Below are 24,337 nucleotides of genomic sequence, written 5' to 3' on the forward strand. Positions count from 1 at the left end.
GCGCCTGCGATGCAAGCGCGACGACAGACCGTCAATCGTCAAGCCGCGCTGCGCCCCATCTGAATGCCCGGCGTCGGCGCCGGCGCCAATCCGCGCAGGCTCCCTGCCACGGAGGGCAGCAGCGGGCGCTCGCGACGCTTGTTGCTGACATGACGTCGATAGTTCGCCGGCGTCATGCCGACGATGCGCAGGAACAGTCGCCGGAACGCACTCTGATCGGCATAGCCGACCCCCCAGGCCACTTCATCGATACCCGCCCCCTGCTGCAGCAATGTCTGCGCCTTGGCCACCCGCAGTCGCTGGCAGTATTCGATCGGACGCAGCCCGGTCGCTCTCAGGAAGCGGCGCTGCAGAGTGCGCGGCTCCAGCCCGGCCACTTCACAGATCGAAGCGAGTGTGGCGCCGCGCGCCGCCGTGGTGTGCAGCCAGCGCTGGGCCTTCAGCACGTCGCGGTCCCCATGGGCGAAGTTGGCGCTGAAGCGCTCCAGATCCTGCTGGATCGGCTCCGGAACGGTGATCGCGAGCTGCGTGGCCACCGCGCTGGCCACGCCCTGACCGAACAGCCGGTGCAGCAGTCGCAGGCCGAGAAAGCGCCATGCCTGCACACCTGCGACGGTCAGCAGATCACCATCGTCCACCAGTGCGCGTTCGCTGGGTACCCAGCTGACAGCCTGCGCCACCAGTCCGGGATGGCGGCTGAGATCCGGACCCGACACGGTCCGGCCCGCCAGCAGGCCGGCCCGGGCCAATACGCTCACCCCATCCGCCGCGGCGGCCAGCAGACTGCCGCCGTCGTAGTGCGCACGGAGCCAGTCGAGCAGGATTTCATCGGTACGAAGAGAGGCCGTCGAACTGACTTGGCCCGGAACCGCGATCACCGCGGGAATAGCGGCATCCAGCATGTCCGCGCCCGCGATGCGATGTACCCCGCTGCGGCTGGCCGGCACGATCCAGCGGGTCACCAGCACCCGCTTGAACGGGCGCCGCTGCTGCTGCGCCACGCGGTTGGCCACATGTGCCATTTCAGCCAGTACCGATGCTGCCGACGGGTCGCCACCGGGGTACTCGACCACCCCCACTTCAACGAACCCCTCGCTCCTGATTCCCTCCACGGTGCACCTCCTCGGTTCTGGCCAGCGAATGACCGGTTCAGGTGCAGGGTAGAAAGTGCTCCATCGGCGAGGCTATGAAGAAAGTTGCAAAGTGCACTGGATGCGTATCTCACACATCGCATTGACCCTGGACCAGACTCAAGGGTTCAGAATGGCGGCCGGAAACCCGAGGACTTCCGCCATGAACATTGGTCAGCTGGCGCGCCGGGCCGGCGTCCCGATCGATACGGTCCGCTACTACGAGCGCCAGCAGCTGTTGCCCACCGCGGCACGTTCGGCCGGTGGCTACCGCATCTTCGGCGAGCAGGACCTGCGTCGCCTGCGTTTCATCCGCCGTGCGAAGTCGCTCGGTTTCAGCCTGGAGGAGATCGCTGAACTGCTCGCACTGAGCGACCAGCACCAGCACGACATGGGCAGCGTGCGTGACACCGCACGGACGCGCCTGCTCGACATCGAGCAGCGCATGAGCGAACTGCAGCGCATGCATGCGGCACTGTCGCGACTGGTCGAGGCCTGCCCTGGCCACGGTGCGCTGGTGCACTGCCCGATCCTGGCGGCGCTGACCGAAGACGGCGAGTGACCGGACACCCGGCGGAACGATGGCGCACCCGGCCGCGGACGTGAAGAAAAGTGCAACAAATGCTTGCCAACCCCAGGGGGCATCGCTATTATTTCGCTCCTCAGCGACGTGGGGCCATAGCTCAGCTGGGAGAGCGCCTGCATGGCATGCAGGAGGTCAGCGGTTCGATCCCGCTTGGCTCCACCAATCTTTCGGCATTAGGCCGTCGAAAGGTCGCTAAAGAACATTGATGAGAATTGCGTCCCCATCGTCTAGAGGCCTAGGACATCACCCTTTCACGGTGGCGACCGGGGTTCGAATCCCCGTGGGGACGCCACTCATCACGAACAACGAGGACCCGGCCGATAACCGGGTCTTTTTTGTTCACCGCCAACCGGCATTCAGGTTGTGGCGTCACGGTGGTCTCCCGGATCGTATGCGGAGCGCCGGAACGAAAAAAGCTCAAAAGGCTTCCACAAACGTGAACACGCAGGTATGATAGGCGGCTCGGTAACACGGGGCCATAGCTCAGCTGGGAGAGCGCCTGCATGGCATGCAGGAGGTCAGCGGTTCGATCCCGCTTGGCTCCACCACTTTCGACATTAGGCCGTCGAAAGTTCTACAACTTGAAGTTTTTCGTGCGTCCCCATCGTCTAGAGGCCTAGGACATCACCCTTTCACGGTGGCGACCGGGGTTCGAATCCCCGTGGGGACGCCAGTTTCAAAAGGACCCTGCTCCCGGCAGGCATCCTGGTTTCATGGGGCCATAGCTCAGCTGGGAGAGCGCCTGCATGGCATGCAGGAGGTCAGCGGTTCGATCCCGCTTGGCTCCACCACTTTCGACATCAGGCCGTCGAAAGTTCTACAACTTGAAGTTTTCGTGCGTCCCCATCGTCTAGAGGCCTAGGACATCACCCTTTCACGGTGGCGACCGGGGTTCGAATCCCCGTGGGGACGCCAATTTCTGAAAACCCCGGCTTCGGCCGGGGTTTTTCTTTTCAGAAGCGTCGATACATTCCGATCGAGGCTGGCGCCGTCGGCGCGAATCCGTACTGCGCATACAACCGATGTGCCTCGCCATCGGCGAGCAGGCTCACATAGGCCGAAGGCGGAAGGGTGGCCTGCATCCATTCGTCCAGACGCCGCATCACCTCCTTGCCCAGTCCCTGCCCCTGCAACCGCGGCAGTACGGCGATATCACAGACCTGCAGGTGGCAGCCGCCATCGCCGACGATCCGGCCCATCGCCACCAGCTCACTGCCCTGATAGGCGCAGACACCGAACAGGGTATTGGGCAGCGCACGTGCAGCCGCTTCGGCGGTCTTGGCGCTGAGCCCGGCCAGCGCCCGGAGCTGGCAATAGGCCTCGACCGTGGGCGCGCCTTCACGGAAATGGCAATGGGCCGGATCGTTCATGCGGAATCTCCCTGAGTGTCAGGCTATCCTGCCGCATCCGCGTCGCAGCTGCAGCGACCCACCCCGACAGATATCGCATGTGCTACTCCGCTTTGATCCGGGCCGACTACGCCAAGCTGGTGCGCGAGTTCGGTGCCGTGCTGTCGCTTGAGGAGTTCGCCGAGCTGTACGCGTACGACCCCGGCAAGAAGCAACCCAGGACGCCCAAGGCCATGGATGACGGCTTCGCTGGCGCGCGCACGGAGCTCGGCCGCGACATCGTGGCCCGGATCCAGCGGTGGCATGCACAGGAGCAGGCCACGCTGGAAGCCGAGCTGGCCCAGCAGCGCGAACGCCGCGACATCGCAATCGCAGCCCTGGCCACCCGTCCCACACTGAAGGCGCGCAACGAGCTGCGCATCGCCGGCAACCGCATCGATCGCGCGCAGACCCGGCTCGACGACCTGCATCGCGTGCAGCTGCTGCCACGCGACAACCGCATTTTCCCCGGCACCTACGCGCCGGTGATGGTGAGCGAGAACGGGCAACGGGTGATCAAGCCGATGCGCTACCGGTGCCGTCTGCCGGATGCGCCCGCGCGCAACGACGTGCTCTATCCGGGCAGTTACAACGCCCGCCGTGACAGCCTGGAAGGCTACTGGCGCGGCGCGTTCGGGCAGCGTCATGGCGTGGTCGTCATCCAGGCCTTCTACGAGCATGTGTCCCGGGATGCGGTTGGCGGACGTGCACCGGCCCCTGATGGCAGGACGGGGGACGTAGTCCTTGAGTTCCGCCCCGACCCGCCCCGCGACCTGCTGGTCGCCTGCCTCTGGTCCGAGTGGGACGGCCCCGAAGGACGCCTCCTCTCATTTGCGACCATCACCGATACGCCGCCGGCCGATGTCTCCGCCGCCGGCCATGATCGCGGCATCGTGCCGATCCGGCCTGAGCACCTCGATGCATGGCTCAATCCGGAACCTGGCGATCTGGCCAGCCAATACCGCATCCTCGACGATCGCGAGGAGATCCGTTACGTCTTCGAGGAGTCCGCCTGAGCACGCACTGCGGCCGGATCGTCCGGGCACCGCGCCTGGATCAGGCGCGGGCGCTGGAGTGCCCGACCGCGCGGGCCAGCGCCTGCGACAGCTCCGCGGACAGGTAGGGCTTGACCAGCAGCACACCCGACTGCATGGCCTGTGGCAGCTGCTCCGCCGACATGCCGGTCGCGAGCACGAAGGGCACGCCGCGGGCGGCCAGCGCCGCCGCGACCGGCTCACTGGTTTCCTGGTGGGCCAGGCGATAGTCCAGCAGCGCCACGTCCGGCGTGGTTTCTTCCAGCAGCCTCAGCGCTTCGCCGACGCTCGCAGCCAGCCCCACCACCTGTGCACCGGCCTGCACCAGTTGCATCTGCAGCAGGGCCGCGCTCATCTCGTCGTTCTCGACCACCAGTACCCGCAGGTCCTGCAACGCCGCCATCGATTCCCGCTCCTGTGCATATCACGCCGGCGCAGTATAGCGATCACGGGGGCAATGCCGGCAGATTCGGCCGCGATCGTCCCGCGCCGGGCAGCCCCTATGAAAGTGCGCTCGACCTCGGGTAAAATCACCCGCTGCCTGCCGGTGTGGCGGAATGGTATACGCAGCTGACTCAAAATCAGCCGGGGGCAACCCCATGAAGGTTCGAGTCCTTTCACCGGCACCATGCATCAAAGGCCAGGTCCACGACCTGGCCTTCTGCATTTCCGGCCCGTCACCTGCCTCGCCCCTCCCGCGCGGCGACCGCCCGGCGCCGCCACCGTGCGCGCCCCGGCTGACAACGTTGCCAGCGGATCCACGCCGCGGAATTCTTGCAAGGCGCACGCGCATCTGCCTATCGTGACTGGCCGTACCTGGGGGCGGGGGAATGCATGACGTTGCCGGCAGCACTGCTTTTTCTGGTCACGCATGCATTCGTCGTCGGCCTGGCAGGCCCTGGAGATCCGGTGGGTTCGTTCCTGATGTCGAGCGCCGCGCCGCTGCTGGCGGCCATGGCATGCGCGCGCCGTGCGCGTGACAGCCACGCCGCCTGCAAATGGCGGACCTTCGCTTTCGCCGTCAGCCTGTTTCCGGTCGCACTGCTGCCACTGCTGTTTCCCGGCATCACCGATGCCTGGCCGGCGCAGGTCGCACTGACATCGTTGATCCTGTACGTGTTCTATCGCATCCCGCTGACCTACGTGGCCGCCAGCGCCGACAGCAGGAACCGCCATGTCCGCAGCGTCGACCTGTCGATCATCTGCCTGCTCTGGCTGCTGTACTACACGCATGCGCAATCGACTGCGCAGCTGGATACCGCGCTGTGGACACATGGCCTGAACCCCATCAGCACCACGCAGAACAGCCTGCTGTTCAGCTTCGCGGTGATCCGCTACCTGGCCGAGGACAACGCAGATCGCCGCGACTTCTTCCGCACCCTCACCCTGTTCCTGCTCGGCTACTTCCTGATCGAACAGTACGTCAGCCGGTATCGGCCGCAGACCCCGGACGGCGGATGGGGAGATCTGCTCATCAGCGGCCTGTTCCTGCTGCTGGCGGTGATCGCCGGCAGTCCGCGGCGCAGGACCGCGCCGCCTGTACCGCGCAACCTGCGGCGTTTCGTCGAGGCCAGCGTGCCGTTGATGCTGCCGCTTCTGCTGATGCTGGTTGCATTGCTGATGGCGCGTACGAACCAGACGATGGCGACGGTGGGCTTCATCGGCGCCATGCTGGGCTATGCACTGCGCAGCGTGCTGAGCCAGGTGGACATCCAGCGCCAGCGCGACGAGCTGGCAGCGCTGGCCCGGCGTGACCCGCTGACCGGGCTGGGCAACCGCCGCAGTTTCGATGAATCGCTGCCGGGTGCCCAACGGCGCGCGCGGCGCCAGGGCCTGGGCCTGGCGGTGCTGATGATCGACATCGACCACTTCAAGCGCCTCAACGATACCTACGGGCACCCGGAGGGCGATCGCCGCCTGCAGGCGGTGGCCGCGATCATCGATGGCTGCCTGCAGCGCGGTGACGACCTGCTCGCCCGCTACGGCGGCGAGGAATTCATCGCTGCGCTGCCTTCCCCCGACGTGGCCCATGCAATGGCCATGGGCGAGCGCATCCGCCTGGCGGTCGAAGACGCCGCGCTGCCGTCCGGCCCGTCCAGCGTGACCGTCAGCATCGGCGTGGCATGGTTGGCTGCCGATGCTCGGCAGGACCCGGACAGCGTGGTCGAACGTGCCGACCAGGCCCTGTACCGGGCCAAGCGCGCGGGCCGCAACTGCGTCTGCGGCGACGCTTTGCCGGAACGTACAGCGACCCCTGCCCTGCGCGCCTAGACCACGCGCAGGGTCGGCACGCCATGCTGCAGGGCAGCGCCGCCCGCCGCCCCCTGCACACGGAATCCGGCGACGGTCTGCAGCAGGTGGGCCGACTGTTCTTCCATGCTGCGCGCCGCGGCAGACGCTTCCTCGACCAGCGCCGCGTTCTGCTGGGTTCCCTGGTCGATCAGGTCCACCGCGTGGTTCATCTGCTGGATGTCATCGCTCTGCTGCTGCGAGGCGCTGCTGATCTCGGTGACCAGGTCACTGACCCTGCGCACGTTGAGCACGATCTCGTCCATCGTGCGGCCAGCACTTTCCACCTGCGCAGTACCCGCACCGACATTGGCCACCGATGTGTCGATCAGCTGCTTGATCTCCTTGGCGGCGCTGGCCGAGCGCTGCGAAAGTTCGCGGATCTCGGTGGCGACGACCGCGAACCCACGGCCGTGCTCGCCGGCACGCGCCGCCTCCACGGCAGCGTTCAACGCCAGGATGTTGGTCTGGAATGCGATGCCGTCAATCACCCCGATGATGTCGACGATGCGACGCGAGGAGGCGTTGATCAAGGCCATCGTCGCCACCACCTCGTGCACCACGCTGCCGCCGCGCGCAGCCACCTCCGCTGCGCCGCCGGCCAGCTGGCTTGCCTGGCGCGCATTGGCCGCCGTGCGCTGCACCGTATCGGCCAGGCCCTTCATGGACACGGCGGTTTCTTCCAGCGAGGCCGCCTGCTGTTCGGTGCGCTGCGACAGGTCGCTGTTGCCCTGCGCGATTTCGGTCGCGCCGACCGCAATGGTATCGGCAGCGAACTTGATCTGGCCGATGATGCCCGCCATGGCTTCGACCAGCGCGTTGACGCCATCGCACAGCTCGGCGATGGGGCCACTCTTGTCGGCAATGGCGACGGTACGGGTCAGGTCGCCCTGCTTGGCCGCCGCCACGACCTCCCGGGTCTGCGCCACCGCACGCTGCATGGCCTGGTTCTCATGCACCTGCGCGGTGATGTCGGTAGCGTATTTGACGACCTTGAAGGGCCTGCCGTTGCCATCCAGGATGGGGTTGTAGGAGGCCTGGATCCAGATCTCGCGGCCGCCCTTGCCGAGCCGCCGGTACTGCCCGGCGTCGTACTCGCCGCGCCCGAGCTTTTCCCAGAACCGGCGGTACTCGAGGCTGCCGCGAAGCTCGGGCTCCACGAACAGCGCATGGTGTTGGCCGCGCACCTCTTCCAGGCTGTAGCCGGTGGCGGCGAGGAAGTTGGCGTTCGCCGAGAGAATGTGCCCGTCCAGGCTGAACTCGATCACCGCCTGCGACTTGTCGATGGCGGCAAGCTGCCCCGCCCAGTCCGCGGCCTGCAGCTTCTGCGCGGTGATGTCGGTCGCGAACTTGACGACCTTGAAGGGCCGGCCCTGCGGGTCCAGCACCGGGTTGTAGGACGCCTGGATCCAGATTTCGCGCCCGCCCTTGCCCAGCCGTCGGTACTGCCCGGCGTCGAACTCGCCACGTCCCAGCCGGGCCCAGAAGTCCCGATACTCGGCGCCGGACGCCTGATCGGGGTCGACGAACAGCGAATGATGCCTGCCCTGGATTTCGTCCAGACGATAACCCACCGCCTGCAGGAAGTTGTCGTTGGCCTGCAGGATGGTGCCATCCAGATCGAATTCGATCACCGCCTGCACGCGATGCAGTGCGGCCACCTGGGCGGCCAGTTCGGCGTGGCCGCGGTCGCTGTCGACACTGCCGGGCCGAGGCGGTCCCGCCAGCGCGCCCAGCAGGGAACGCCACGGCGACCAACGGGCGTGCAGCTCGGCTGACGCCTGTGCGCCTGCCGTAAGGCCTGGAGTGAGCATTGTCTGATCCTCGGTGTCCGGTAAGCGGTTGCGATCCGGCAGGCGGGATGCCCGACGGCGACATCAATTGCTTGGACTACAGGTGCCGGCAGGCACCTCTCGAGCAACGGGCAAGAACATCTGGGGGCGGGTGCGATCGGTATCCGGGAGCGGCGGAACACACTGCGCGGGCCGCCCGACGGGGCAGCCTGGGGTCCTGCAGCGGGTGACGGGAGCGGGATCCAGTGAGGTTATCGGCACCTCCGTTCCGGGCTTTAGGCCCCTCCGCAGCAGGCCCTGTCCAGCCCCCTCCCCCCCTGCAGCGCCTGACGGCGCCCGCGATGCAGCCTGCAACGAAAAGGTTGCCATGACCAACGGGGCTGTCGGCAAGGGGGTGGACAGGCAAGGATGCGCCCATCACGGACCGTCCATCGACACGGAGATCGCATGTTTTCACGCCTGGCTGCTCTTTTCGCCCTCGGCCTGTGCAGCAGCGGCGCGCTGGCCGCCGATGCAGGCTATCGGCCGAGTTTCAATCCCGCACAGCTCAAGGGCCCGCCCGCCGGCCGCGTCAACGAAGTGCTGGTGCTGGGCTCACCGCACCTGTCCGGCCTGCCCCCGACCTTCCAGCCGGCAATGCTGGAGCCGCTGCTGCAGCGCCTGCAGGCATGGCGGCCGACGGCGATCGCGGTGGAGAACCTGTCCGGACTGCAATGCGATTTCATGCGCCGCAATCCCGCCCGCTATGCCGAGAGCGTGGAAAGTTACTGCGTCGATCCTGCACCTGCCCAGGCCGCCACCGGTCTGGATGTTCCAGCGGCCAATGCCGAAGTCGATCGCGTGCTGGCGGCATGGCCCGCCACACCGACGCACGCACAGCGTCGCCGGCTGGCCGCACTGTTCCTGGCCGCAGGTGAGAACGGCTCTGCGCTGGTGCAGTGGCTGCGCCTGCCGCCGCAGGAGCGTCGCGCCGCAGACAGCCTGTCACCGCAACTGGTGCAGTTCCTCGACAAACGCGCCGTGCGACGCAACGAAGTCAGCCTGATCGCGGCCGAGCTTGCCGCACGCCTGGGCCTGGAACGCCTGTGGGCAGTCGATGACCACACCGCTGATTCGCCCACCCCTGCGGCACTGGAGAAGGCGGCTGGCGAAGCCATCATGAACGCCTGGAACAATCCCGCCAGCAAGGCACGACGGGCCGCCGATACGGCCCTGCACGCCGAACTCGGCAGCACGGATGGCCTGCTGGCGCTCTATCGGAACTACAACGCGCCCGACACCATCGCCCAGGTCTACAACAGCGATTTCGGCGCGGCCCTGGTCGAACCATCGCCAGAAGGCTTCGGCCGCAACTACGTCGGCTACTGGGAAACCCGCAACCTGCGCATGGTCGCCAACATGCGCGAGGTGCTGGGCCAGCACCCGGGCACCCGCATGCTGACCCTCGTCGGCGCCTCGCACAAGGGCTACTACGAGGCCTACCTCAACCAGATGCACGACGTGCGGCTGGTTGATGCCAACAGCGTGCTGGACTGAGCGCCAGGGCTAGCAGCGTGCCGGCGCATCCCCGCGCCGCGACCGCCACAGCAGCACGCAGGCGGCCACGATGGCACCCAGGGTCAGCATCAGCAGCACCACCACGCCGCCCTGCAGAGTGGGCAGCAGCGCCTGCGCCCGGGCATCGCCGTGCAGTTGCTCCAAACGCAGGCAGGCGGCTACCGCCAGCCACCAGCCGACCATTGCCGGCGCGAAGGCACGCAGGGCATCCGGGGTCCAGAAACGCATGTCGCTCTCCAACGGGGTGGGTGTGCGCGCAGTATTCGCGGCCGCCCTCTCACAGACTGAGATCAGCCGCCACCGGCGTCGCTGTCCACGCCCTCAGCCGGCCATTCGCCGGCTTCCCCCTGCACCTGCACGTTGTTGCGTCCCATTGCCTTGGCCCTGTAGCACTGCGCATCGGCCGCAGCCACGGCCTGGTCCACCCCCATGCCGCCCAGCAGCGGTGCGATACCGATGCTGGCGCCCACCCGCAGGCGGTGCTGGTCCCAGGGAATGGAGAGACTGGCCAGGGTCTGCAGCAGTTCGCCGCCGATCCGCGCCGCGCGGCGCGGCGTGCAGCCGGACAGGATCACCGCGAACTCGTCCCCGCCCAGCCGGGCCACCACGTCCGAATCGCGCACGCCGTGGCGCAGCACGCTGGCCACCGCCCACAGCACCGCATCGCCGGCCAGGTGGCCCCAGGTGTCGTTGACCGGCTTGAAGCGGTCCAGGTCGATGTACATCAGCGATGCCGCCTGGCCTGTCCGCTCGACCCGGGTGATGGCCTGCTGCAGATGGACTTCGAACCCCCGCCGGTTGCTCAGTTCGGTCAGCGGATCGATCTCCGCCAGCTGGCGCGCTTCGCGCTGCCGTGCACGCTGCTGGGTATCGTCGCGCAGCACCCACACCGCACCGCGCACATGGCCCTCATCGTCGCGCAGCCAGGCGCGGGTCAGATCCACCGGCACCGTCGCCGTGCCCAGCCGCAGCAGCAGGTCGGCATGCAGGTCGACCGCGTTGCTTTCCGGGTCCAGCAGTACGGCCACGTCCAGCATCGAGCCGGGGGCGTACTCGGTGGTCAGTTGCAGCACCTCCTGCACCCTGTAGCCGGCCAGCGCCTGTGCGCCGTCGCCGGCCAGCATGCGCACGGCAGCGGCATTGGCATATTCGATGCGGCCCTCCAGGCTGACGCTCAGCACCAGGTCGGCGACGGCATCGAGGGTGATGCGGCTGCGCTGCTCGCTTTCAAACAGGCGCTGTTCACTGCTGCGTTGTGCGCTGATGTCCTGGATCTGCGAGACGAAATGCACCGGCTCACCGCGTTCGTTGCGCACCAGCGATACCGACAGCCGCGTCCAGATCACCCTGCCGTTGCGATCGAGAAAGCGCTTCTCCAGGTGGTAATGGCTGCACCGGCCTGCCAGCAGGTCCTGCACCAGGGCCAGGTCGGCCTGCAGATCGTCCGGATGGGTCAGCCGCTGGAAATCGACCTGCAGCAGCTCCTCGCGCGCATAGCCCAGGATGCGGCACAGCGCGTCATTGACATCCAGCCAGCGTCCTTCCAGCGAAACCAGCGCCATGCCGAGCGCAGCCGAGGTGAAGGCGCCTGCGAACTTCTCCGCCGCCATGCGTGCTTCCGCACGTGCCTGCAGGATCTCGGTGATATCGATGGCCATGCCGACATAGCCGATGCGCGCGCCATCGGCGCCGTCCATGCGGCTGATCGAAAGCCGCACCTGGCGTTGCCGGCCATCCTTGCGCAGCAGCGTCCATCGCCGCGAATAGGTCTGCCCTTCGGCATGCGCACTGAGGGCCTCGAACACGTCCGGCAGGTGACCCTGCGAGTCGGCCTGCGGTTGCAGCCAGGCCTTCAGCTCATCCGGCTCATGAAACGCATCGAGCCTCCGTAGGCCGACCACCTCGGCGGCGCTGTAACCCAGCAGGCGCTGCGCCCCCGTGTTGAACAGGGTGATGGTGCCATCGGTATCGGTCGCGATCACCGCGACGTCGTCGGAAGCGTCCACCACCGACTGCAGGCGCTGGCGGCTCTCGGCCGCGTCCTGTCGTGCCTGCTGCAGCTCGGTGACGTCGGCGTGGGCACCTGCCATCCACAACGGCCGCCCCTGACCGTCCCATTCGAACACGCGACCACGGTCATGGACCCAGATCCACTGGCCGTTCTTGTGGCGCATGCGCACCAGGCAGGCGTAGTTGTCGCTGCGCCCGTCGAAATGCTCCTGCAGCGCGGCGTCTGACAGCGCGATGTCGTCCGGATGCACCAGTGCCGCGAAGGTCTTCTGGCAGATCGGCTCCAGCTCTTCCAGCCGGTAGCCGACGATCTCGGCCCAGCGCGCGTTGACCCGCATTTCGCCGGTCTGCACGTTCCACTCCCAGGTGCCCGCAGCGGTGCCTTCGATGATCATCGCAAGCCGCCGACGTTCCTCGGCCAGCGCATGCAGACGGCGTTCGAGCAGATCGTTGCTGTTGTTGCCCTGACCCGCCATCAAACCCTTCTCCGTCCCGCGCAGGCGTGAGCGAGCCGCAGCAATCCGCTGCAGCTGTCACGGAATCGGACGGGGCGTGCTGGCGTCATGGTCCTCCCCAGCGACAGCGGGTCGGCCACGCGCCTCCCCAGATGCGCAAGTGTGCGCAATCACGGGGAAAATCGACAAGTCCCCCGTCCCGGTTCAACCGTGACGGGGGACACGCTCCTCAACTGCGCTTGGCGCGGGCGAAGGCTTCAGCCAGTGCGTTGTTGGCCGGGGCTGCCGAGGGGGCGGGCCGACCGCCGTTGCCCTGGCCCCGCCCTGGGCTCCGGCCCGGCCCGCCAGCGTCACGCCGAGGGCCCTGACCACGCTCGTCACGGCTGCCGGGGCGACTGGTGGCCTGGCCGGGGGTATCGTCCAGGCGCCGGGTCAGCGCGATGCGCTTGCGCGGCACATCCACCTCAAGCACCTTCACCTTGACGATATCGCCAGCCTTGACCACGTCGCGCGGGTCCTTCACGAAGGTGTCCGAGAGCGCCGAAATGTGGATCAGGCCGTCCTGGTGCACGCCGATATCGACAAAGGCACCAAACGCGGCGACGTTGCTGACCACGCCTTCCAGCACCATGCCCTCGCGCAGGTCCTTGATGTCCTCCACGCCTTCGGCGAAACGTGCGGCCTTGAACTCCGGGCGCGGGTCACGGCCGGGCTTTTCCAGCTCCCTGAGGATGTCGCGCACCGTCGGCACGCCGAAGGTCGCATCGGTGAACTGCTCGGCCTTCAGCCCACGCAGGAAGCTGCCATCGCCGATCAACGCCTTGATCGGGCGCTGGGTACTGGCGACGATGCGCTCGACCACCGGATAGGCTTCCGGATGCACGGCCGACGCGTCCAGCGGCTCGTCGCCGTCGGCAATGCGCAGGAAGCCGGCACACTGCTCGAAGGTCTTCTCACCCAGCCGGGCGACTTTCAGCAGGTCCTTGCGGCGCTTGAACGGACCATTGTCATCGCGATGGCGCACGATGTTCTCGGCCACCGTCGCCGAGAGGCCGGACACGCGCGACAACAGCGCGGCCGAGGCGGTGTTCACGTACACCCCGACCGCGTTCACGCAGTCCTCCACGCGTGCATCCAGCGCGCGCGCCAGGCGGTACTGATCGACGTCATGCTGATACTGGCCCACGCCGATGGCCTTCGGTTCGATCTTGACCAGCTCCGCCAGCGGATCCTGCAGGCGGCGCGCGATCGACACCGCGCCACGCAGCGAAACGTCCAGGTCCGGGAACTCCCTGGCTGCGAGCTCGGAAGCCGAGTACACCGAAGCACCGGCCTCACTGACCACCACCTTCTGCAGCTTCGGGTTGCCGACCGCCTTGATCGCTTCGCCGGCCAGCTTGTCGGTCTCGCGGCTGGCGGTTCCGTTGCCGATCGCGATCAGTTCCACGTTGTGCCGGATACACAGCTGCCGGATCGTCTGCAGCGACTGCTCCCACTGGCGCCGGGGCTCGTGCGGATAGATCGTCTCGGTGGCGACCAGCTTGCCGGTGGCATCGACCACTGCGATCTTGCAGCCGGTGCGGATGCCTGGATCCAGCCCGAGCACGGTCTTCGGGCCCGCCGGCGCAGCCAGCAGCAGATCCTTCAGGTTGTCACCGAACACGGTGATCGCGTCCGCTTCGGCCTTTTCGCGGGCCTGGTTGAACAGGTCCAGCAGCAGGTGCATGTGCAGCTTGGCACGCCAGGTCAGGCGGCAGGCATCGAGCAGCCAGCGGTCGGCGGCACGGCCCTGGTCGGCGATGCCGGCCTTGCGGGCCACGCGCCCTTCTGCGTACTGATGGCCTGCCTCGGCATCGCTGCCCGGGTCCAGCTCCAGGTACAGGATCTCCTCGCGACGCGCGCGGAACAGCGCCAGCAGGCGATGCGACGGAATTTTCGCCAAGGCTTCGGCGTGCTCGAAATAGTCGCGGTACTTGGCGCCCTCGGTCTCCTTGCCCTCGGCCACGCGGGCGCGGATCACGCCGTGTTCGCCCAGCCAGGTGCGCAGTTCGCCCACCAGCGCGGCATCTTCCCCCCAGCGCTCCATCAGGATCGCCCGCGCGCCCTCCAGCGCCGCCTTGGTATCGGCCACGCCCTTGTCGGCATCGACAAAGCTGGCCGCGAAGGCCTGCGGGTCCTGCGTCGGATCGGCAAGCAGTCCATCGGCCAGCGGCCCCAGGCCGGCCTCGCGGGCAATCTGCGCGCGGGTACGGCGCTTGGGCTTGTAGGGCAGGTACAGGTCTTCCAGACGGCTCTTGGTATCGGCGGCGAGGATGTCGTTGCGCAGTTCGTCGCTGAGCTTGCCCTGCTCGTCGATGCTGGCCAGCACCGCCGCACGGCGGTCTTCCAGTTCGCGCAGGTAGGTCAGGCGCACTTCGAGATTGCGCAGCTGGGTGTCGTCCAGGCCACCGGTCACTTCCTTGCGGTAGCGGGCGATGAACGGAACGCTGGCACCTTCGTCAAGCAGGCCGACCGCGGCGCGCACCTGGCTGGGCTGGGCACCGATTTCCTCGGCGATGGTCTGGGCGATCTGCTGGGCGAGCGCGCTCTGGGCGTTCTTGGCGTCGTGCATTGCTTCAGGTCTGTGCCGCGTTACGGGAAGACCCCATTCTGGCAATCCGCGACGGAGCCGGACAAGGCATTGACAGCAGACGAGGTTCAGCGGCATTGCCGGTCTGGACGCCGGCATCCTGGCGGGGAGGGCTCGGACTGGCCCGAGGCTGGGATGCCGGCGCGGGCGCGCGATGGTGGGCGCGCCCTGCCGCGTGTTGCGAGGGTCAGCGGTAGTGGCGGGCGGCGCGCTGCATGACGATCTCGTCACGCATGCCTTCCAGTGCCATCAGCCTGACCTTGCCGACACCCTGCAGTTCCATGAACCGCTCGGTGTAGAACTCCGGCCCCAGCGCGGTGTCGGCGCGCGATTTGCTGAAGCCATAGGGCACCACGCCCTTCTCGCCATCCTTGCTACCACCGACATAGAGAACGATTGCCATGTGATGTATTCCTCCAAATTGCTACTGCGTACTGCACTCGATGAGCGATGCTGCGAGCCCATCGGAGAGGAGCTTACCGCGTCGTACCTGACTGGAACGTCACGCAGGCTAATGACGATCGGTTGCATGCAGATGACGGCGGGATCGCAGCAGAATGCTTACGGATCTTTAACTTCCAGCTAACGAATTCCAAGGGAATTCCCGCCAACGGCGCAGCCCCTCGCGGGCGGTCGTGTAACGCGTTTCATGTGATTGGGCCGGGCGTGGTGGGTTCGCGGGACACGCCGTAAACCCATCCCTGGGGGCTCGATGGCGCCATCCATGGCGCCAACGGTCCCGCGAACCCACCCCGCCCGGCCACTGACAGTTCTTCGGGCACGTTCACCCGCGGAAAAGAAAAAGAAGATCAAAAGCAAAAGCAGCCTGGCCGGCTGCATTTTGTAGAGCCGAGCCCACGCTCGGCTGCTTTCAGGTCAGTCCACGAAGCCGAGCGCAGGCTCGGCTCTACACAAGCACGCGCAGCGGGCGACCGGCTTCTGCTGTTCTATCTTCTTTTCCGTGGGTGGTGCAGGCCACAGCCCTCTATCAGAGGGCGGTCGGGTTGGGGTCGCGGGGTATCCGCGCCATGGATGGCGCGGCTAAGCCCCCAAGGACGGGTTCACGGCGTCCCCGCCAGTCCCACCCACCCGGCCAGCCCACAGTAGACCGACTTTCCGCAACCCACTTCGCTACCCACGAGGGGCTGTGCCGTTGGCTGCAGACTACGGCCACCAGCCGTGCCCGAACCGGGCGTAATGATCCGCCGCCCGCTCGAACGGGTTGCGCGCACTCACCCCGCCGCACAGCAGGTACACCGGCAGGTACAGCGGCCCCAGCACCAGGTACTGGTAGACGTGCGCGCGCTCATGGTCATCCAGCCGGATCAGCGGCTCCGCCCCCCACCCCGCCTGATGCGCATAGGTCCGGCACGGCATGGCCAGATCATGGCCGGTATGCAGGATCACGTTGCCCAGGGTGATCGCGCCGCCGGGCCCCCACGGCCAGCGATCGAACACCAGCGCGCAGTCACGGCCGCTCCAGCGCACCGTCGCACCGCCCAGCAGCCCGGCCAGGCCTCCGACCAGGCCGATCAGCGAATTGGGGACGGTCCAGGCTGCGCCCAGCACCTGCAACGCACGCAGCCAGATCGGCCGGACCATGGCAGGACGGTTCAATCGGCCTCGTTGGGAATCAGCAACCACAGGATCAGATAGACCAGGATGCCGGGGAATGCCGCCGATGCCAGCGACACCACTACGAAGACCACCCGCAGCAGCGTGGAATTCCAGCCGAAGCGATGCGCGATGCCGCCCATCACCCCGGCGATCATCCGGTCGTTCAGCGAACGCGACAACGTGCGGGGCGCGGTACTCATGGCGGTTCCTCCTGGGAGTGCATAACGCAGTCGAACAGGGCTCGACTCTACACCGCCCCCTGTCTACGGCGTGCGTTGGCGCAGTGCCTGCAGCCGGGCGCTGAACCATGCGGCCGACGCCTGCTCCGGTTGCCCGGGGCACTGGATGCGGTAGGCCTTGCCGCTCATGCTGCTCTGGGTGGCCGCGCGTTCGATGAACTGCTCGGCGCTGTCCACCAGATCCTTCTTCAGCAGGTAGTCGTACTTGCGCTGCAGGTGCGCGCGCGCACTGCTGCCGTCGTACCAGCGGCCGTTGCGCTGGAAACGGCACTGGGACCCGTCCAGGCTGGAGATCAGCTGCGCGATTTCGCCGCGCGCTACGGGGCCCGGGGCGGCATGGGCCCATGCAGGGGTCAGCAGCAGCGCTGCAACCAGCAGTGATTTGCGCGACAGCATCGTTGGCTCCAGCCCGTCCAGGGCGCCTGAGACTAGCCCTTCCCGTCCCGGGCCTTCAACCAGCCATCAATCGTGGCCGGCACTTCGCGCTGCGCCCGTCCGGACACATAGATTCCAATATGCCCCCCGCGGAAACTGGACTCGGTGTAGTCCTTCGTGCCCAGGCGCCCCCGCATCGCGCGCGACGCATCCGGTGGCACCAGATGGTCCTGTTCGGCATAGATGTTCAGCACGGGCAGGGTCACCTGCGACAGATCCACGGCTTCCTCGCCGATCCGCACCGTACCGTTCACCAGCGCGTTGTCCTGGTAGAACTGCTTGATGAAGTCGCGGAACGCCTCGCCCGCCAGATCCGGCGAATCGAAGATCCATTTCTCCATGCGCAGGAAATCCTCCAGCGCGGCCTTGTCATCGAGGATGTCCAGCAGGCCCACGTACTTCTGCACGTTCAGGCGGAACGGCTTGAGCATCAGGTAACTGGCATTCATCAGGTCGGCCGGGATGTTGCCCAGCGTGTCCACCAGCAGGTCCACGTCCACCTGCCGCGCCCAGTGCGAGAGCATGTTGTCGGCGGTGTGGAAATCAACGGGCGTCACCATGGTGATCAGCTTGCCCAGCTTCTGCCGGCGCAACGCTGCATAGCACAGCGCGAACACACCGCCCTGGCAGATGCCCAGCAGGTCCACCGGGCCGCCGCTGCGCGCGCGCAGGGCATCCACCGCGCCCTCGATGTAACGCAGCAGGTAGTCCTCCAGCGTCTGGAACCGCTCGGATCGATCCGGGTAGCCCCAGTCCAGCACGTACACATCCTGCCCCAGTGCCAGCAGCTTCTGCACCAGCGAGCGATCGGCCTGCAGGTCGACCATGTAGGGGCGGTTGACCAGTGCGTAGACGATCAGCAGTGGTGTCCGCCGGGTCGGTGCCTGTTCGCCGACGAAGCGATAGAGCACCACCTTGCCATCACGCCAGACTTCCTCGCGGGCGGTCACCCCGTAATCGACATCTTCCACCTGTGGCAGCAGCTTCAGCCCTTCCATCAGCTTGCGCTGCATGGCCAGGGTCTCCTGCATCAGGTCATCGGCATTGAAGCCCAGAGGTCCCTTCATCGGTCATGTTTTCCGCGAGGAAGTACGGGATGTCGCCTTCCTGGCTGGCGCACGCTTTGCAGTGGCCTTCTTGACTGTCGCCTTCTTGACTGCCGCCTTAGGCGTTGGCGCCGCCTTCTTCGCGGCCGCCCTGCGAGTGCCAGGCTTCACCCTGGCCGGGGCCGGCTGTGCGGCCGGATCCACCGTCGCCGTGCCCGCCAGCACCGTCACCTGCGCCTGCAGGCGACGCAGGCTGCGCTCCAGCTCGGCAATGCGACGGTGCGCGGCATCCATTTCGGAACGGGTCGGCAGGCCGATCCGCTCACTCACCTGCTCCACCTCACGCTGCAGCCCAGCGCGCAGGCGCATCTGTGCGTTGCCGAGGGCGGCGTAGACCTGCTGGAACGGCTCGGACAGGGCCACCTTGGCGTAAGCCTCTTCGGCCGCCTCGATCCACAGGTCGAACATCGCCCGCGCGCTGGTCAACTGGCTGCCGGGCTGCTCATGCTGGGCCAGCCGCTGCTCGAACAGCTCGAAGGCCTCGTCCAGCGCCTGCCGGATCTGTTCGACATAGGCGCGTGACTGCTGCTGGTAATCCTCCTGCGCGCGCAGCAGGGCCTGCCAGCGCGCCTGGTGTTCACGGCCGGGACCGAAGGCGGGGCTCTGCAGCCACGGGCCCGCCTGCAGCTGCCATTGCTGCAGCCAGTTGGCGAACTCCGGCAACGAACCGCCGGCCTGGGTGCTGCCGCGCGCGCCCTGCAGCATCCATTGCAGCAGGCCATCCCCCTGGCCCTGCACTGCCTCACGCCAGGCCTGTGCCACTTCTGCGCTGCTGGCATCGCGACCGGCGAAGCGGCTGGCGACCTCCTGCATCGTGCCGTACCAGCTGCCCGCCTGCTCGCGGAACCGGCGCACCGCGTCCTCCGGCGCACCCGGCCCCTGCTCGGGCAGCATCTGGCTCCAGCCGTCAAACAGGCGCTGCCAGCTGCCCGCATCGCCGCTGCCCGGCGCACCAGCGGCGGAGGCATGGCGCAGGGCATCGCCCCAAGCCCCGAAATACTGCCGGGCCAGCGTCTCGAAATCGCTGCTGCCGGCGTCATGGGCCGAACTGGTCATCGCAGGCCTCCGCAGGATGCCGTCATGGCTTGGGAATACGCAGGGTCTTGCTGATCATCAGCGACCCGGACAGGGCGAACAGCAGCACCATCGGATGCAACTGCCACGGACCCAGCTGCCATTGGCCAAGCCAGATGTCCGGGCCGATTGCGTCGGTACCCGCCGCGATGGCCAGCACGATCACCAGCACCAGGCTGGTCGGGATCGGGGTGCCCTCGAAAAACTTCACCTTGCCCTCGTCGCCGGCCAGCGCCTCGGCAGTCACGTTGTAGCGGGCCAGGCGGCTGACGCCACAGCAGACGAAGTAGCTCAGCACCAGCCAGTCCCACCCGCCCTGCATGCCACAGGCATAGGCCAGCGCGGCCGGGGCCACGCCGAAGGAGATCACGTCAGACAGCGAATCCAGCTCGCGGCCCAGCGTCGAACTGGATTTGCGCCAGCGCGCGATGCGGCCGTCCAGCGCGTCGAAGATGAAGGCCAGCGGGATCAACGCCATGCCGAACAGCAGGTAGCCACGCTCGCCATCCTGCAGGAAGCGCATGGCGGCGAACACCGCGCCGGTGCCGCAGAAGGCGTTGGCCAGGGTGAACCAGTCCGCCAGCTGGAACTCGCGCAGCATCGAGAAGTGACGTTTCATGAAGTCTCACGGGGCATCAAGGGCCACAGGTTACCGCGAGCGCAGCCGCTGGCGACAGCACGGCCCGCGTTCCGCCTTCACCGGTCGCTCACGCATCGTCACCAGCGGTGAATTTTTCGCCACCCATCTTGACAGCCTAGGGGGGTGGCGCCTGTCGAGGCTTATCCACAAAGTTGCCCACGCGTAATCCACACCCCCTGTGGACAACCCGTTCTCACCGACTGCGACGGTGGACATTTGCTCATCACTTCTGGCGGGGTTTCCGCCCTTCCCAAGCCGGCTCTCTGGCGCTATGGTCAGCGGCGGACCCGCCGCCGCCACGTCCTGATCCCCTCACCGGACGATGCCGATGCTGGACGCAGCCACCCTGGCCGCTCAACTGCGGATGCCCCATGGCGACCACGCCCTGGACGTGGCCGACGCGATGAACCGCAGCAATGGCGGGCTCAACCAGGCCGCCATCCGCCTGCTCGCGACCGCTGCAGGCGAGAGCGTGCTGGAAATCGGCCCGGGCAATGGCGCGTTCGCGCCCCTGCTGCTGCAGGCGGCCAACAGCCGCTACCTCGGTATCGAGTTGTCCACCGCCATGGTTGCGGCCGGCAACCAGCGACTGGCCTCGGCCGGCCTGGGTGACCGCGCGGCGTTGCGCCATGGCGACGCCCACGCCCTGCCCGTGACCGATGCCTGCATGGACGCGGCGCTGAGCGTAAACACCCTCTACTTCTGGCCAAACCTGGCACCGGTGCTGGACGAACTGGCGCGGGTGCTGCGCCCTGGCGGGCGCCTGTGCCTGGCGTTCGGCGATGCCACCTTCATGCGCGGCCTGCCGTTTGCCTCGACCTTCCACCTGCACGAACTGGAGGCGGTGGAACGCGCGCTGCGGATCTCGGGCTTCCGTGTTTCGGCCTGGCGGGCACACCGTGAAACCGCGGAAGGCAACGATGGCCAGCAGCGCGAGAAGCACTTCCATCTGCTGCTGGCGCACCGGCAGTGATCGTTTTCCGTCGGGGATGGCCCGGCGCTACCTCAAGGATGCCGGCCCGGTAGCGCCGGGCCGTGCCCGGCGAGCGCAGCGGCCAGGCGCCCCAGGCGCTCAGCCGGCAATCCGGCGCCGCCAACCGGCGAAGCAGAACAGCTGCAGCACCAGCATCATCACCAGTCCCAGCGGCCAGGCCCACCACAGTCCCGCCAGGCCATGCCGCGCATGCAGCCAGGCCGCCAGCGGCAGTTCCAGCAGCACGATGGCCGCCATTCCGAGCAGCGCCGGCCACACGACCGTGCCGCTGCCGCGCATCACGCCGACCAGCACCGAAGCGCCGCCCATCGCCAGCACACCCCAGGCCACCGTGCGCAGCTGCGCTGTCGCCAGCGCGCGTACGTCCGGTGCGTCCAGGATCAGGCCGACCAGCCATGGTGCCGACAGCATCACCAGCCCCACCACCGCGGCCAGCAGCCCGCCCCCCAGCCACGCACCGGTGCGGGCGATCGCAGGCAGCCGGGCCGCGCGCCCTGCGCCCATCGCGTGCGCAGCCAGTACGGTGGCGGTGATGCCCAGCGACATCGCCGGCAGCTGCACCCAGCTCATCAGCTGGTTGACCGCGCCATAGGCGGCGGTCGCCAGGTACCCGTGCCGGTTGATCCAGCCCAGCAGTACGATTTCGGCAACGGCCAGGCTGAGCATCTGCAGCGACGACGGCACCCCGATCCTCAGCATCGATCGCGCCGTGCCCGCATCCACGCGCACCGCACGCAGCAGATCACGGTCGGGTGCCAGCGGATGCCCCTGTCGGCGCCAGCGCCACAACAGCCAGGCCAACGCCAGCGTGGAAGCCAGCACCGCGGAGAATGCGGCGCTGGCTGCTCCCATCCTCGGCAGGCCTGCAGCACCGACAATCAGCAAGGGTGTACACAGCAGGCCGATCAAGGTGGCGATCAGCAACGCGTGCAGCGGCGACATCGCATCGCCCACCGCGCGGCTGACCGACGTTGCCAGCCAGAGCAGGAAGATCACCGGTACGCCGCCCAGCATGATGCGCGCGTAGGCGATGGCCTCACCCAGGATCGGCGCCGGTGTGCCGAGCGCCTGCAGCAGCTGCGGTGCGAACAGGTTGCCGACCACCATCACCAGCAACGACACCGCCAGCATCAGCGCGACCGCCGTTCCGGCGACCCGCCGCACCCGCACCACATCGCCGCAGCCCCACGCCTGCCCGATCAGCACCGTGGCGCCCGTAGCCAGGCCCATCGCCAGGGCCAGCAACAGGAAGAACATCGGAAACACCGCTGCCGCCGCGGCCACTGCATGCGCACCGAGCAGGTGGCCGAGGTAGACGTTGTCAAGCGTTCCAGACGCCAGCTGCAGGGCGTTGGTCAACAGCATCGGCAGCAACAACCCGAGATAGGCGCGCCACAGGGAGGGCGCCACAGGCGGTGCGGACAGTGATGTGGGATTCATGGGCATTCCATCGGCAAGGCGTTGCCCTGCCCGGCCAAGGGGCCAGCAGGAAACGCAGGTGGGAGGAGCGATGGCCCGCGGTCAGCGCGGCCGCTTGCATCTGCGGGGCGGCAGGTCAGTCGTCGGTGCTGCCGGCAGGTTCGTCGAAGGCCAGGCGCAAAGCGTGACTGCGTACGTCGACGGGCCAGCTTTCCAGCACGGCCTGCAGGCGCGTGCGGTCATGCGCGAACAACGCACGCGTGGCTTCCTCGAAGCCGGGCAGATCGCCGCCGATGGTCTGCAGGAAGTGATACGCGCGTTCGGCGTTGCGGCGCTGCCGGTCCAGATCGGCACCGGTCCGGCTGGCCGCTTCCACCAGCCGCCGCAGCGCCACCGAGGCGCCGCCCGGCTGTCCGGCCAGCCAGGTCCAATGACGCGGCAGCAGCGTGACCTCGCGTGCAACCACGCCCAGTTTCGGTCGCCCGCGCCCGCGCGCCACCGGTTCATCGGTGGCCGCCGTCTGCACATCGGCGTCCGGGTGTGATGCCGGGAAGGCCTGGGCGATACGCGCCAGCAGCTGCGCGACGCTGCCACGCGTGTCGAAATCCCGGGTCAGGCCGGTGGCGTTGTCGAACACCAGCAGCGGGCCGGCAGCCGCATCGGCACGCAGCTGCCTGAGTGCCAGCGCGGCGACGTCCGGCGTACCGGAAGCGACAAGTCGATGACCGTCGAAGCAGCTGAACGGCGGAAGGGGAGCATTGGACATGGCACGGGCACCGGGGCGATGCGGAAATATTACCCGGGCAATTTTATGGCGTCAATATTCCCCGGGTATTAATCAGCGCTGCCTTGATGCGATTCACAGCCGGCTGAACGACCAGCTCTGCATGCGTCCGTCCTTGTAGGGCATCACCCCGTGGAATGGGCGCGGGTCCGCATCGAACACCAGCGGCAGGAAATTGCGGTCGCCCTCCCACATCGGCAGCGTGTCGAGCTTGTCCAGGTCCACCCACTCCAACGTGCCCTCATGGTTGCCGCCATGCGGGCTACCTTCAAAGCCGTCGATCACGAACACGAACCCGAACCAGTCCTCACCGTGCTTGCCGAAACCCGGCCAGCTGATGGTGCCGCGCAGGCGCATCGAGGTGCACGCGATGCCGGCTTCCTCTGCGATTTCGCGGCGCATGCCGGCTGCCACGTCCTCGCTCGGCTCGATCTTGCCCCCCAGGCCGTTGTACTTGCCCAGATGGTGGTCGCCGGGGCGGGTATTGCGATGGATCATCAGCACCTGGCGCCCGTCGGGCGAAAGCACATAGCCCAGGGTGGCGACGATCGGGGTATACGGCATGGCGGCATCCGGCGGCGGGTCAGCCCCGGATTATGGCCGATCAACGCACCAGCGACAGGCGACGCTCGCCATCGACTGCCGCGCTGCCGTCCGGATCGCGGCGCAGGGTGGCCACGCCATGGCCACGCTCGGCCAGGTATTCCAGCCACTTGCCGAGGAAGGTGTTCATCCGCATGCGATGGCTGATCAGTTCGGCCGGCGGCGGATACAGGCCCATGGTGTCCTGCCAGCGGCGGCCGACGTAGCAATGGGTGGTTTCAGCCTGGCGTGCGTCGCGGTACAGGCGCACATAGGCCGACGGGTCCGGCTCGCCGGTCACCGGGTCGGCCAGGTCGTAGGTCAGGCGCAGTTCGACGGTGTAGCGATGGCACTCGATCACATCCAGGCGCACATCCAGGCCATCACCCACCGAAGAGATGTAGCTGCCCGCAACCAGCTCGGCCGGTGCGAACAGGCGCACCAGATGCCGGTAGTTTTCCGCATACAGGCCCATGAGCCAGCTCAGCCGGCTCAGGCGGGGAATGCGTTCGGTACGGGGCAAGGCTCGGGCCATGGGTCGATCCTACACGTTGGTGGTTCAACGTGGGGGCGGTT

The 24,337-nt window shown here is 67.4% G+C and carries 23 protein-coding genes and 7 tRNA genes; 12 read left to right on the top strand and 18 right to left on the bottom strand.

Annotated elements, in window-relative coordinates:
- Positions 1–38: 38 nt before the first annotated feature.
- A complete protein-coding gene (locus ACVOKU_RS08290; RefSeq protein ID WP_065182735.1) occupies positions 39–1,112 on the bottom strand; it encodes a GlxA family transcriptional regulator in 1,074 nt (357 codons plus the stop codon).
- Between the two features lie 181 nt (positions 1,113–1,293).
- Here ACVOKU_RS08290 and ACVOKU_RS08295 point away from each other — a divergent pair, with 181 nt between their 5' ends.
- The 7 genes from ACVOKU_RS08295 (at position 1,294) to ACVOKU_RS08325 (ending at position 2,631) form a co-directional block, all read left to right on the top strand.
- Positions 1,294–1,692 (top strand): heavy metal-responsive transcriptional regulator, encoded by a 399-nt coding sequence (locus ACVOKU_RS08295; RefSeq protein ID WP_481559613.1) that lies wholly within the window; start codon positions 1,294–1,296, stop codon positions 1,690–1,692.
- 110 nt (positions 1,693–1,802) lie between these two features.
- A tRNA-Ala gene (locus tag ACVOKU_RS08300) sits at positions 1,803–1,878 on the top strand.
- Positions 1,879–1,932: 54 nt separating this feature from the next.
- Positions 1,933–2,008, top strand: a tRNA-Glu gene (locus tag ACVOKU_RS08305).
- A 180-nt stretch (positions 2,009–2,188) separates the two neighbouring features.
- Positions 2,189–2,264 (top strand) — tRNA-Ala (locus ACVOKU_RS08310).
- 49 nt (positions 2,265–2,313) lie between these two features.
- Positions 2,314–2,389 (top strand) — tRNA-Glu (locus ACVOKU_RS08315).
- 42 nt (positions 2,390–2,431) lie between these two features.
- A tRNA-Ala gene (locus ACVOKU_RS08320) sits at positions 2,432–2,507 on the top strand.
- Positions 2,508–2,555: 48 nt separating this feature from the next.
- Positions 2,556–2,631: transfer RNA gene (locus ACVOKU_RS08325), tRNA-Glu, on the top strand.
- 38 nt (positions 2,632–2,669) lie between these two features.
- Here the strand turns inward: ACVOKU_RS08325 and ACVOKU_RS08330 are convergent.
- Positions 2,670–3,086 carry a GNAT family N-acetyltransferase gene (locus ACVOKU_RS08330; protein WP_481559614.1) on the bottom strand — a complete coding sequence of 139 codons (417 nt, stop codon included), beginning with the start codon at positions 3,084–3,086 and terminating at the stop codon, positions 2,670–2,672.
- Between the two features lie 77 nt (positions 3,087–3,163).
- On the opposite strand from ACVOKU_RS08330, the gene ACVOKU_RS08335 reads away from it, so the two are divergent.
- A complete protein-coding gene (locus ACVOKU_RS08335; protein ID WP_481559615.1) occupies positions 3,164–4,120 on the top strand; it encodes an SOS response-associated peptidase family protein in 957 nt (318 codons plus the stop codon).
- A gap of 40 nt (positions 4,121–4,160) precedes the next feature.
- On the opposite strand, the gene ACVOKU_RS08340 is transcribed toward ACVOKU_RS08335, so the two are convergent.
- Positions 4,161–4,541, bottom strand: coding sequence for a response regulator (locus ACVOKU_RS08340; RefSeq protein WP_053520434.1), 381 nt, complete (start codon positions 4,539–4,541; stop codon positions 4,161–4,163).
- Positions 4,542–4,681: 140 nt separating this feature from the next.
- On the opposite strand from ACVOKU_RS08340, the gene ACVOKU_RS08345 reads away from it, so the two are divergent.
- Positions 4,682–4,767, top strand: a tRNA-Leu gene (locus tag ACVOKU_RS08345).
- Positions 4,768–4,972: 205 nt separating this feature from the next.
- Positions 4,973–6,409: a GGDEF domain-containing protein gene (locus tag ACVOKU_RS08350; RefSeq protein WP_481559616.1), complete on the top strand. Its 1,437-nt coding sequence runs from the start codon at positions 4,973–4,975 to the stop codon at positions 6,407–6,409.
- Here ACVOKU_RS08350 and ACVOKU_RS08355 read toward each other — a convergent pair.
- Positions 6,406–8,241 (bottom strand): methyl-accepting chemotaxis protein, encoded by a 1,836-nt coding sequence (locus tag ACVOKU_RS08355; protein WP_481559617.1) that lies wholly within the window; start codon positions 8,239–8,241, stop codon positions 6,406–6,408. The two genes, ACVOKU_RS08350 and ACVOKU_RS08355, sit on opposite strands and share 4 nt — an antisense overlap.
- Positions 8,242–8,667: 426 nt before the next feature.
- Here ACVOKU_RS08355 and ACVOKU_RS08360 point away from each other — a divergent pair, with 426 nt between their 5' ends.
- Positions 8,668–9,756: a DUF5694 domain-containing protein gene (locus ACVOKU_RS08360; RefSeq protein ID WP_481559618.1), complete on the top strand. Its 1,089-nt coding sequence runs from the start codon at positions 8,668–8,670 to the stop codon at positions 9,754–9,756.
- A 9-nt stretch (positions 9,757–9,765) separates the two neighbouring features.
- On the opposite strand, the gene ACVOKU_RS08365 is transcribed toward ACVOKU_RS08360, so the two are convergent.
- The 10 genes from ACVOKU_RS08365 to ACVOKU_RS08410 form a co-directional block, all read right to left on the bottom strand.
- Positions 9,766–10,005, bottom strand: coding sequence for a hypothetical protein (locus ACVOKU_RS08365; RefSeq protein ID WP_053517894.1), 240 nt, complete (start codon positions 10,003–10,005; stop codon positions 9,766–9,768).
- A gap of 62 nt (positions 10,006–10,067) precedes the next feature.
- Entirely contained in the window at positions 10,068–12,263 is a 2,196-nt protein-coding gene (locus tag ACVOKU_RS08370) for a PAS domain S-box protein (RefSeq protein ID WP_481559619.1), read from the bottom strand.
- Between the two features lie 208 nt (positions 12,264–12,471).
- Entirely contained in the window at positions 12,472–14,853 is a 2,382-nt protein-coding gene (locus ACVOKU_RS08375) for a Tex family protein (protein ID WP_481559620.1), read from the bottom strand.
- A gap of 205 nt (positions 14,854–15,058) precedes the next feature.
- Positions 15,059–15,274 (bottom strand): hypothetical protein, encoded by a 216-nt coding sequence (locus ACVOKU_RS08380; protein WP_005410085.1) that lies wholly within the window; start codon positions 15,272–15,274, stop codon positions 15,059–15,061.
- A gap of 761 nt (positions 15,275–16,035) precedes the next feature.
- Complete coding sequence (locus tag ACVOKU_RS08385) at positions 16,036–16,473, bottom strand: hypothetical protein (protein WP_481559697.1); 438 nt, start codon at positions 16,471–16,473, stop codon at positions 16,036–16,038.
- A gap of 11 nt (positions 16,474–16,484) precedes the next feature.
- On the bottom strand, positions 16,485–16,688 hold the full coding sequence (locus ACVOKU_RS08390) for a PspC domain-containing protein (protein WP_481559621.1): 204 nt from the start codon (positions 16,686–16,688) through the stop codon (positions 16,485–16,487).
- Positions 16,689–16,751: 63 nt separating this feature from the next.
- Complete coding sequence (locus tag ACVOKU_RS08395; RefSeq protein ID WP_312551313.1) at positions 16,752–17,123, bottom strand: YfeK family protein; 372 nt, start codon at positions 17,121–17,123, stop codon at positions 16,752–16,754.
- Between the two features lie 32 nt (positions 17,124–17,155).
- Positions 17,156–18,229 (bottom strand): class III poly(R)-hydroxyalkanoic acid synthase subunit PhaC, encoded by a 1,074-nt coding sequence (phaC, locus tag ACVOKU_RS08400; protein ID WP_481559622.1) that lies wholly within the window; start codon positions 18,227–18,229, stop codon positions 17,156–17,158.
- Positions 18,230–18,232: 3 nt separating this feature from the next.
- The gene (phaE, locus tag ACVOKU_RS08405) at positions 18,233–19,324 is read right to left on the bottom strand and encodes a class III poly(R)-hydroxyalkanoic acid synthase subunit PhaE (protein WP_481559623.1); all 1,092 of its coding nucleotides are present in this window, start codon (positions 19,322–19,324) and stop codon (positions 18,233–18,235) included.
- 22 nt (positions 19,325–19,346) lie between these two features.
- Entirely contained in the window at positions 19,347–19,961 is a 615-nt protein-coding gene (locus ACVOKU_RS08410) for a CDP-alcohol phosphatidyltransferase family protein (protein WP_053517884.1), read from the bottom strand.
- A gap of 343 nt (positions 19,962–20,304) precedes the next feature.
- On the opposite strand from ACVOKU_RS08410, the gene ACVOKU_RS08415 reads away from it, so the two are divergent.
- Positions 20,305–20,955: a class I SAM-dependent methyltransferase gene (locus ACVOKU_RS08415; protein WP_481559624.1), complete on the top strand. Its 651-nt coding sequence runs from the start codon at positions 20,305–20,307 to the stop codon at positions 20,953–20,955.
- A gap of 99 nt (positions 20,956–21,054) precedes the next feature.
- Here ACVOKU_RS08415 and ACVOKU_RS08420 read toward each other — a convergent pair whose 3' ends face one another.
- From ACVOKU_RS08420 to ACVOKU_RS08435, 4 genes are all read right to left on the bottom strand, one after another.
- Complete coding sequence (locus tag ACVOKU_RS08420) at positions 21,055–22,416, bottom strand: MATE family efflux transporter (RefSeq protein ID WP_481559625.1); 1,362 nt, start codon at positions 22,414–22,416, stop codon at positions 21,055–21,057.
- A 115-nt stretch (positions 22,417–22,531) separates the two neighbouring features.
- Positions 22,532–23,161: a DUF2239 family protein gene (locus ACVOKU_RS08425; protein ID WP_481559626.1), complete on the bottom strand. Its 630-nt coding sequence runs from the start codon at positions 23,159–23,161 to the stop codon at positions 22,532–22,534.
- 93 nt (positions 23,162–23,254) lie between these two features.
- On the bottom strand, positions 23,255–23,743 hold the full coding sequence (locus ACVOKU_RS08430) for an NUDIX hydrolase (RefSeq protein ID WP_053517878.1): 489 nt from the start codon (positions 23,741–23,743) through the stop codon (positions 23,255–23,257).
- Positions 23,744–23,783: 40 nt separating this feature from the next.
- Positions 23,784–24,296 (bottom strand): DUF1249 domain-containing protein, encoded by a 513-nt coding sequence (locus tag ACVOKU_RS08435; RefSeq protein ID WP_481559627.1) that lies wholly within the window; start codon positions 24,294–24,296, stop codon positions 23,784–23,786.
- Positions 24,297–24,337: the final 41 nt, after the last annotated feature.

The organism is Stenotrophomonas sp. STEN147, from assembly GCF_056757995.1.

Excerpts from the sequence above, each read along its gene's own strand:
- ACVOKU_RS08295 (WP_481559613.1), top strand. The coding sequence starts at position 1,294 with ATGAACATTGGTCAGCTGGCGCGCCGGGCCGGCGTCCCGATCGATACG.
- ACVOKU_RS08330 (WP_481559614.1), bottom strand. The coding sequence starts at position 3,086 with ATGAACGATCCGGCCCATTGCCATTTCCGTGAAGGCGCGCCCACGGTC.
- ACVOKU_RS08335 (WP_481559615.1), top strand. The coding sequence starts at position 3,164 with ATGTGCTACTCCGCTTTGATCCGGGCCGACTACGCCAAGCTGGTGCGC.
- ACVOKU_RS08340 (WP_053520434.1), bottom strand. The coding sequence starts at position 4,541 with ATGGCGGCGTTGCAGGACCTGCGGGTACTGGTGGTCGAGAACGACGAG.
- ACVOKU_RS08350 (WP_481559616.1), top strand. The coding sequence starts at position 4,973 with ATGACGTTGCCGGCAGCACTGCTTTTTCTGGTCACGCATGCATTCGTC.
- ACVOKU_RS08355 (WP_481559617.1), bottom strand. The coding sequence starts at position 8,241 with ATGCTCACTCCAGGCCTTACGGCAGGCGCACAGGCGTCAGCCGAGCTG.
- ACVOKU_RS08360 (WP_481559618.1), top strand. The coding sequence starts at position 8,668 with ATGTTTTCACGCCTGGCTGCTCTTTTCGCCCTCGGCCTGTGCAGCAGC.
- ACVOKU_RS08365 (WP_053517894.1), bottom strand. The coding sequence starts at position 10,005 with ATGCGTTTCTGGACCCCGGATGCCCTGCGTGCCTTCGCGCCGGCAATG.
- ACVOKU_RS08370 (WP_481559619.1), bottom strand. The coding sequence starts at position 12,263 with ATGGCGGGTCAGGGCAACAACAGCAACGATCTGCTCGAACGCCGTCTG.
- ACVOKU_RS08375 (WP_481559620.1), bottom strand. The coding sequence starts at position 14,853 with ATGCACGACGCCAAGAACGCCCAGAGCGCGCTCGCCCAGCAGATCGCC.
- ACVOKU_RS08380 (WP_005410085.1), bottom strand. The coding sequence starts at position 15,274 with ATGGCAATCGTTCTCTATGTCGGTGGTAGCAAGGATGGCGAGAAGGGC.
- ACVOKU_RS08385 (WP_481559697.1), bottom strand. The coding sequence starts at position 16,473 with ATGGTCCGGCCGATCTGGCTGCGTGCGTTGCAGGTGCTGGGCGCAGCC.
- ACVOKU_RS08390 (WP_481559621.1), bottom strand. The coding sequence starts at position 16,688 with ATGAGTACCGCGCCCCGCACGTTGTCGCGTTCGCTGAACGACCGGATG.
- ACVOKU_RS08395 (WP_312551313.1), bottom strand. The coding sequence starts at position 17,123 with ATGCTGTCGCGCAAATCACTGCTGGTTGCAGCGCTGCTGCTGACCCCT.
- phaC (WP_481559622.1), bottom strand. The coding sequence starts at position 18,229 with ATGAAGGGACCTCTGGGCTTCAATGCCGATGACCTGATGCAGGAGACC.
- phaE (WP_481559623.1), bottom strand. The coding sequence starts at position 19,324 with ATGACCAGTTCGGCCCATGACGCCGGCAGCAGCGATTTCGAGACGCTG.
- ACVOKU_RS08410 (WP_053517884.1), bottom strand. The coding sequence starts at position 19,961 with ATGAAACGTCACTTCTCGATGCTGCGCGAGTTCCAGCTGGCGGACTGG.
- ACVOKU_RS08415 (WP_481559624.1), top strand. The coding sequence starts at position 20,305 with ATGCCGATGCTGGACGCAGCCACCCTGGCCGCTCAACTGCGGATGCCC.
- ACVOKU_RS08420 (WP_481559625.1), bottom strand. The coding sequence starts at position 22,416 with ATGAATCCCACATCACTGTCCGCACCGCCTGTGGCGCCCTCCCTGTGG.
- ACVOKU_RS08425 (WP_481559626.1), bottom strand. The coding sequence starts at position 23,161 with ATGTCCAATGCTCCCCTTCCGCCGTTCAGCTGCTTCGACGGTCATCGA.
- ACVOKU_RS08430 (WP_053517878.1), bottom strand. The coding sequence starts at position 23,743 with ATGCCGTATACCCCGATCGTCGCCACCCTGGGCTATGTGCTTTCGCCC.
- ACVOKU_RS08435 (WP_481559627.1), bottom strand. The coding sequence starts at position 24,296 with ATGGCCCGAGCCTTGCCCCGTACCGAACGCATTCCCCGCCTGAGCCGG.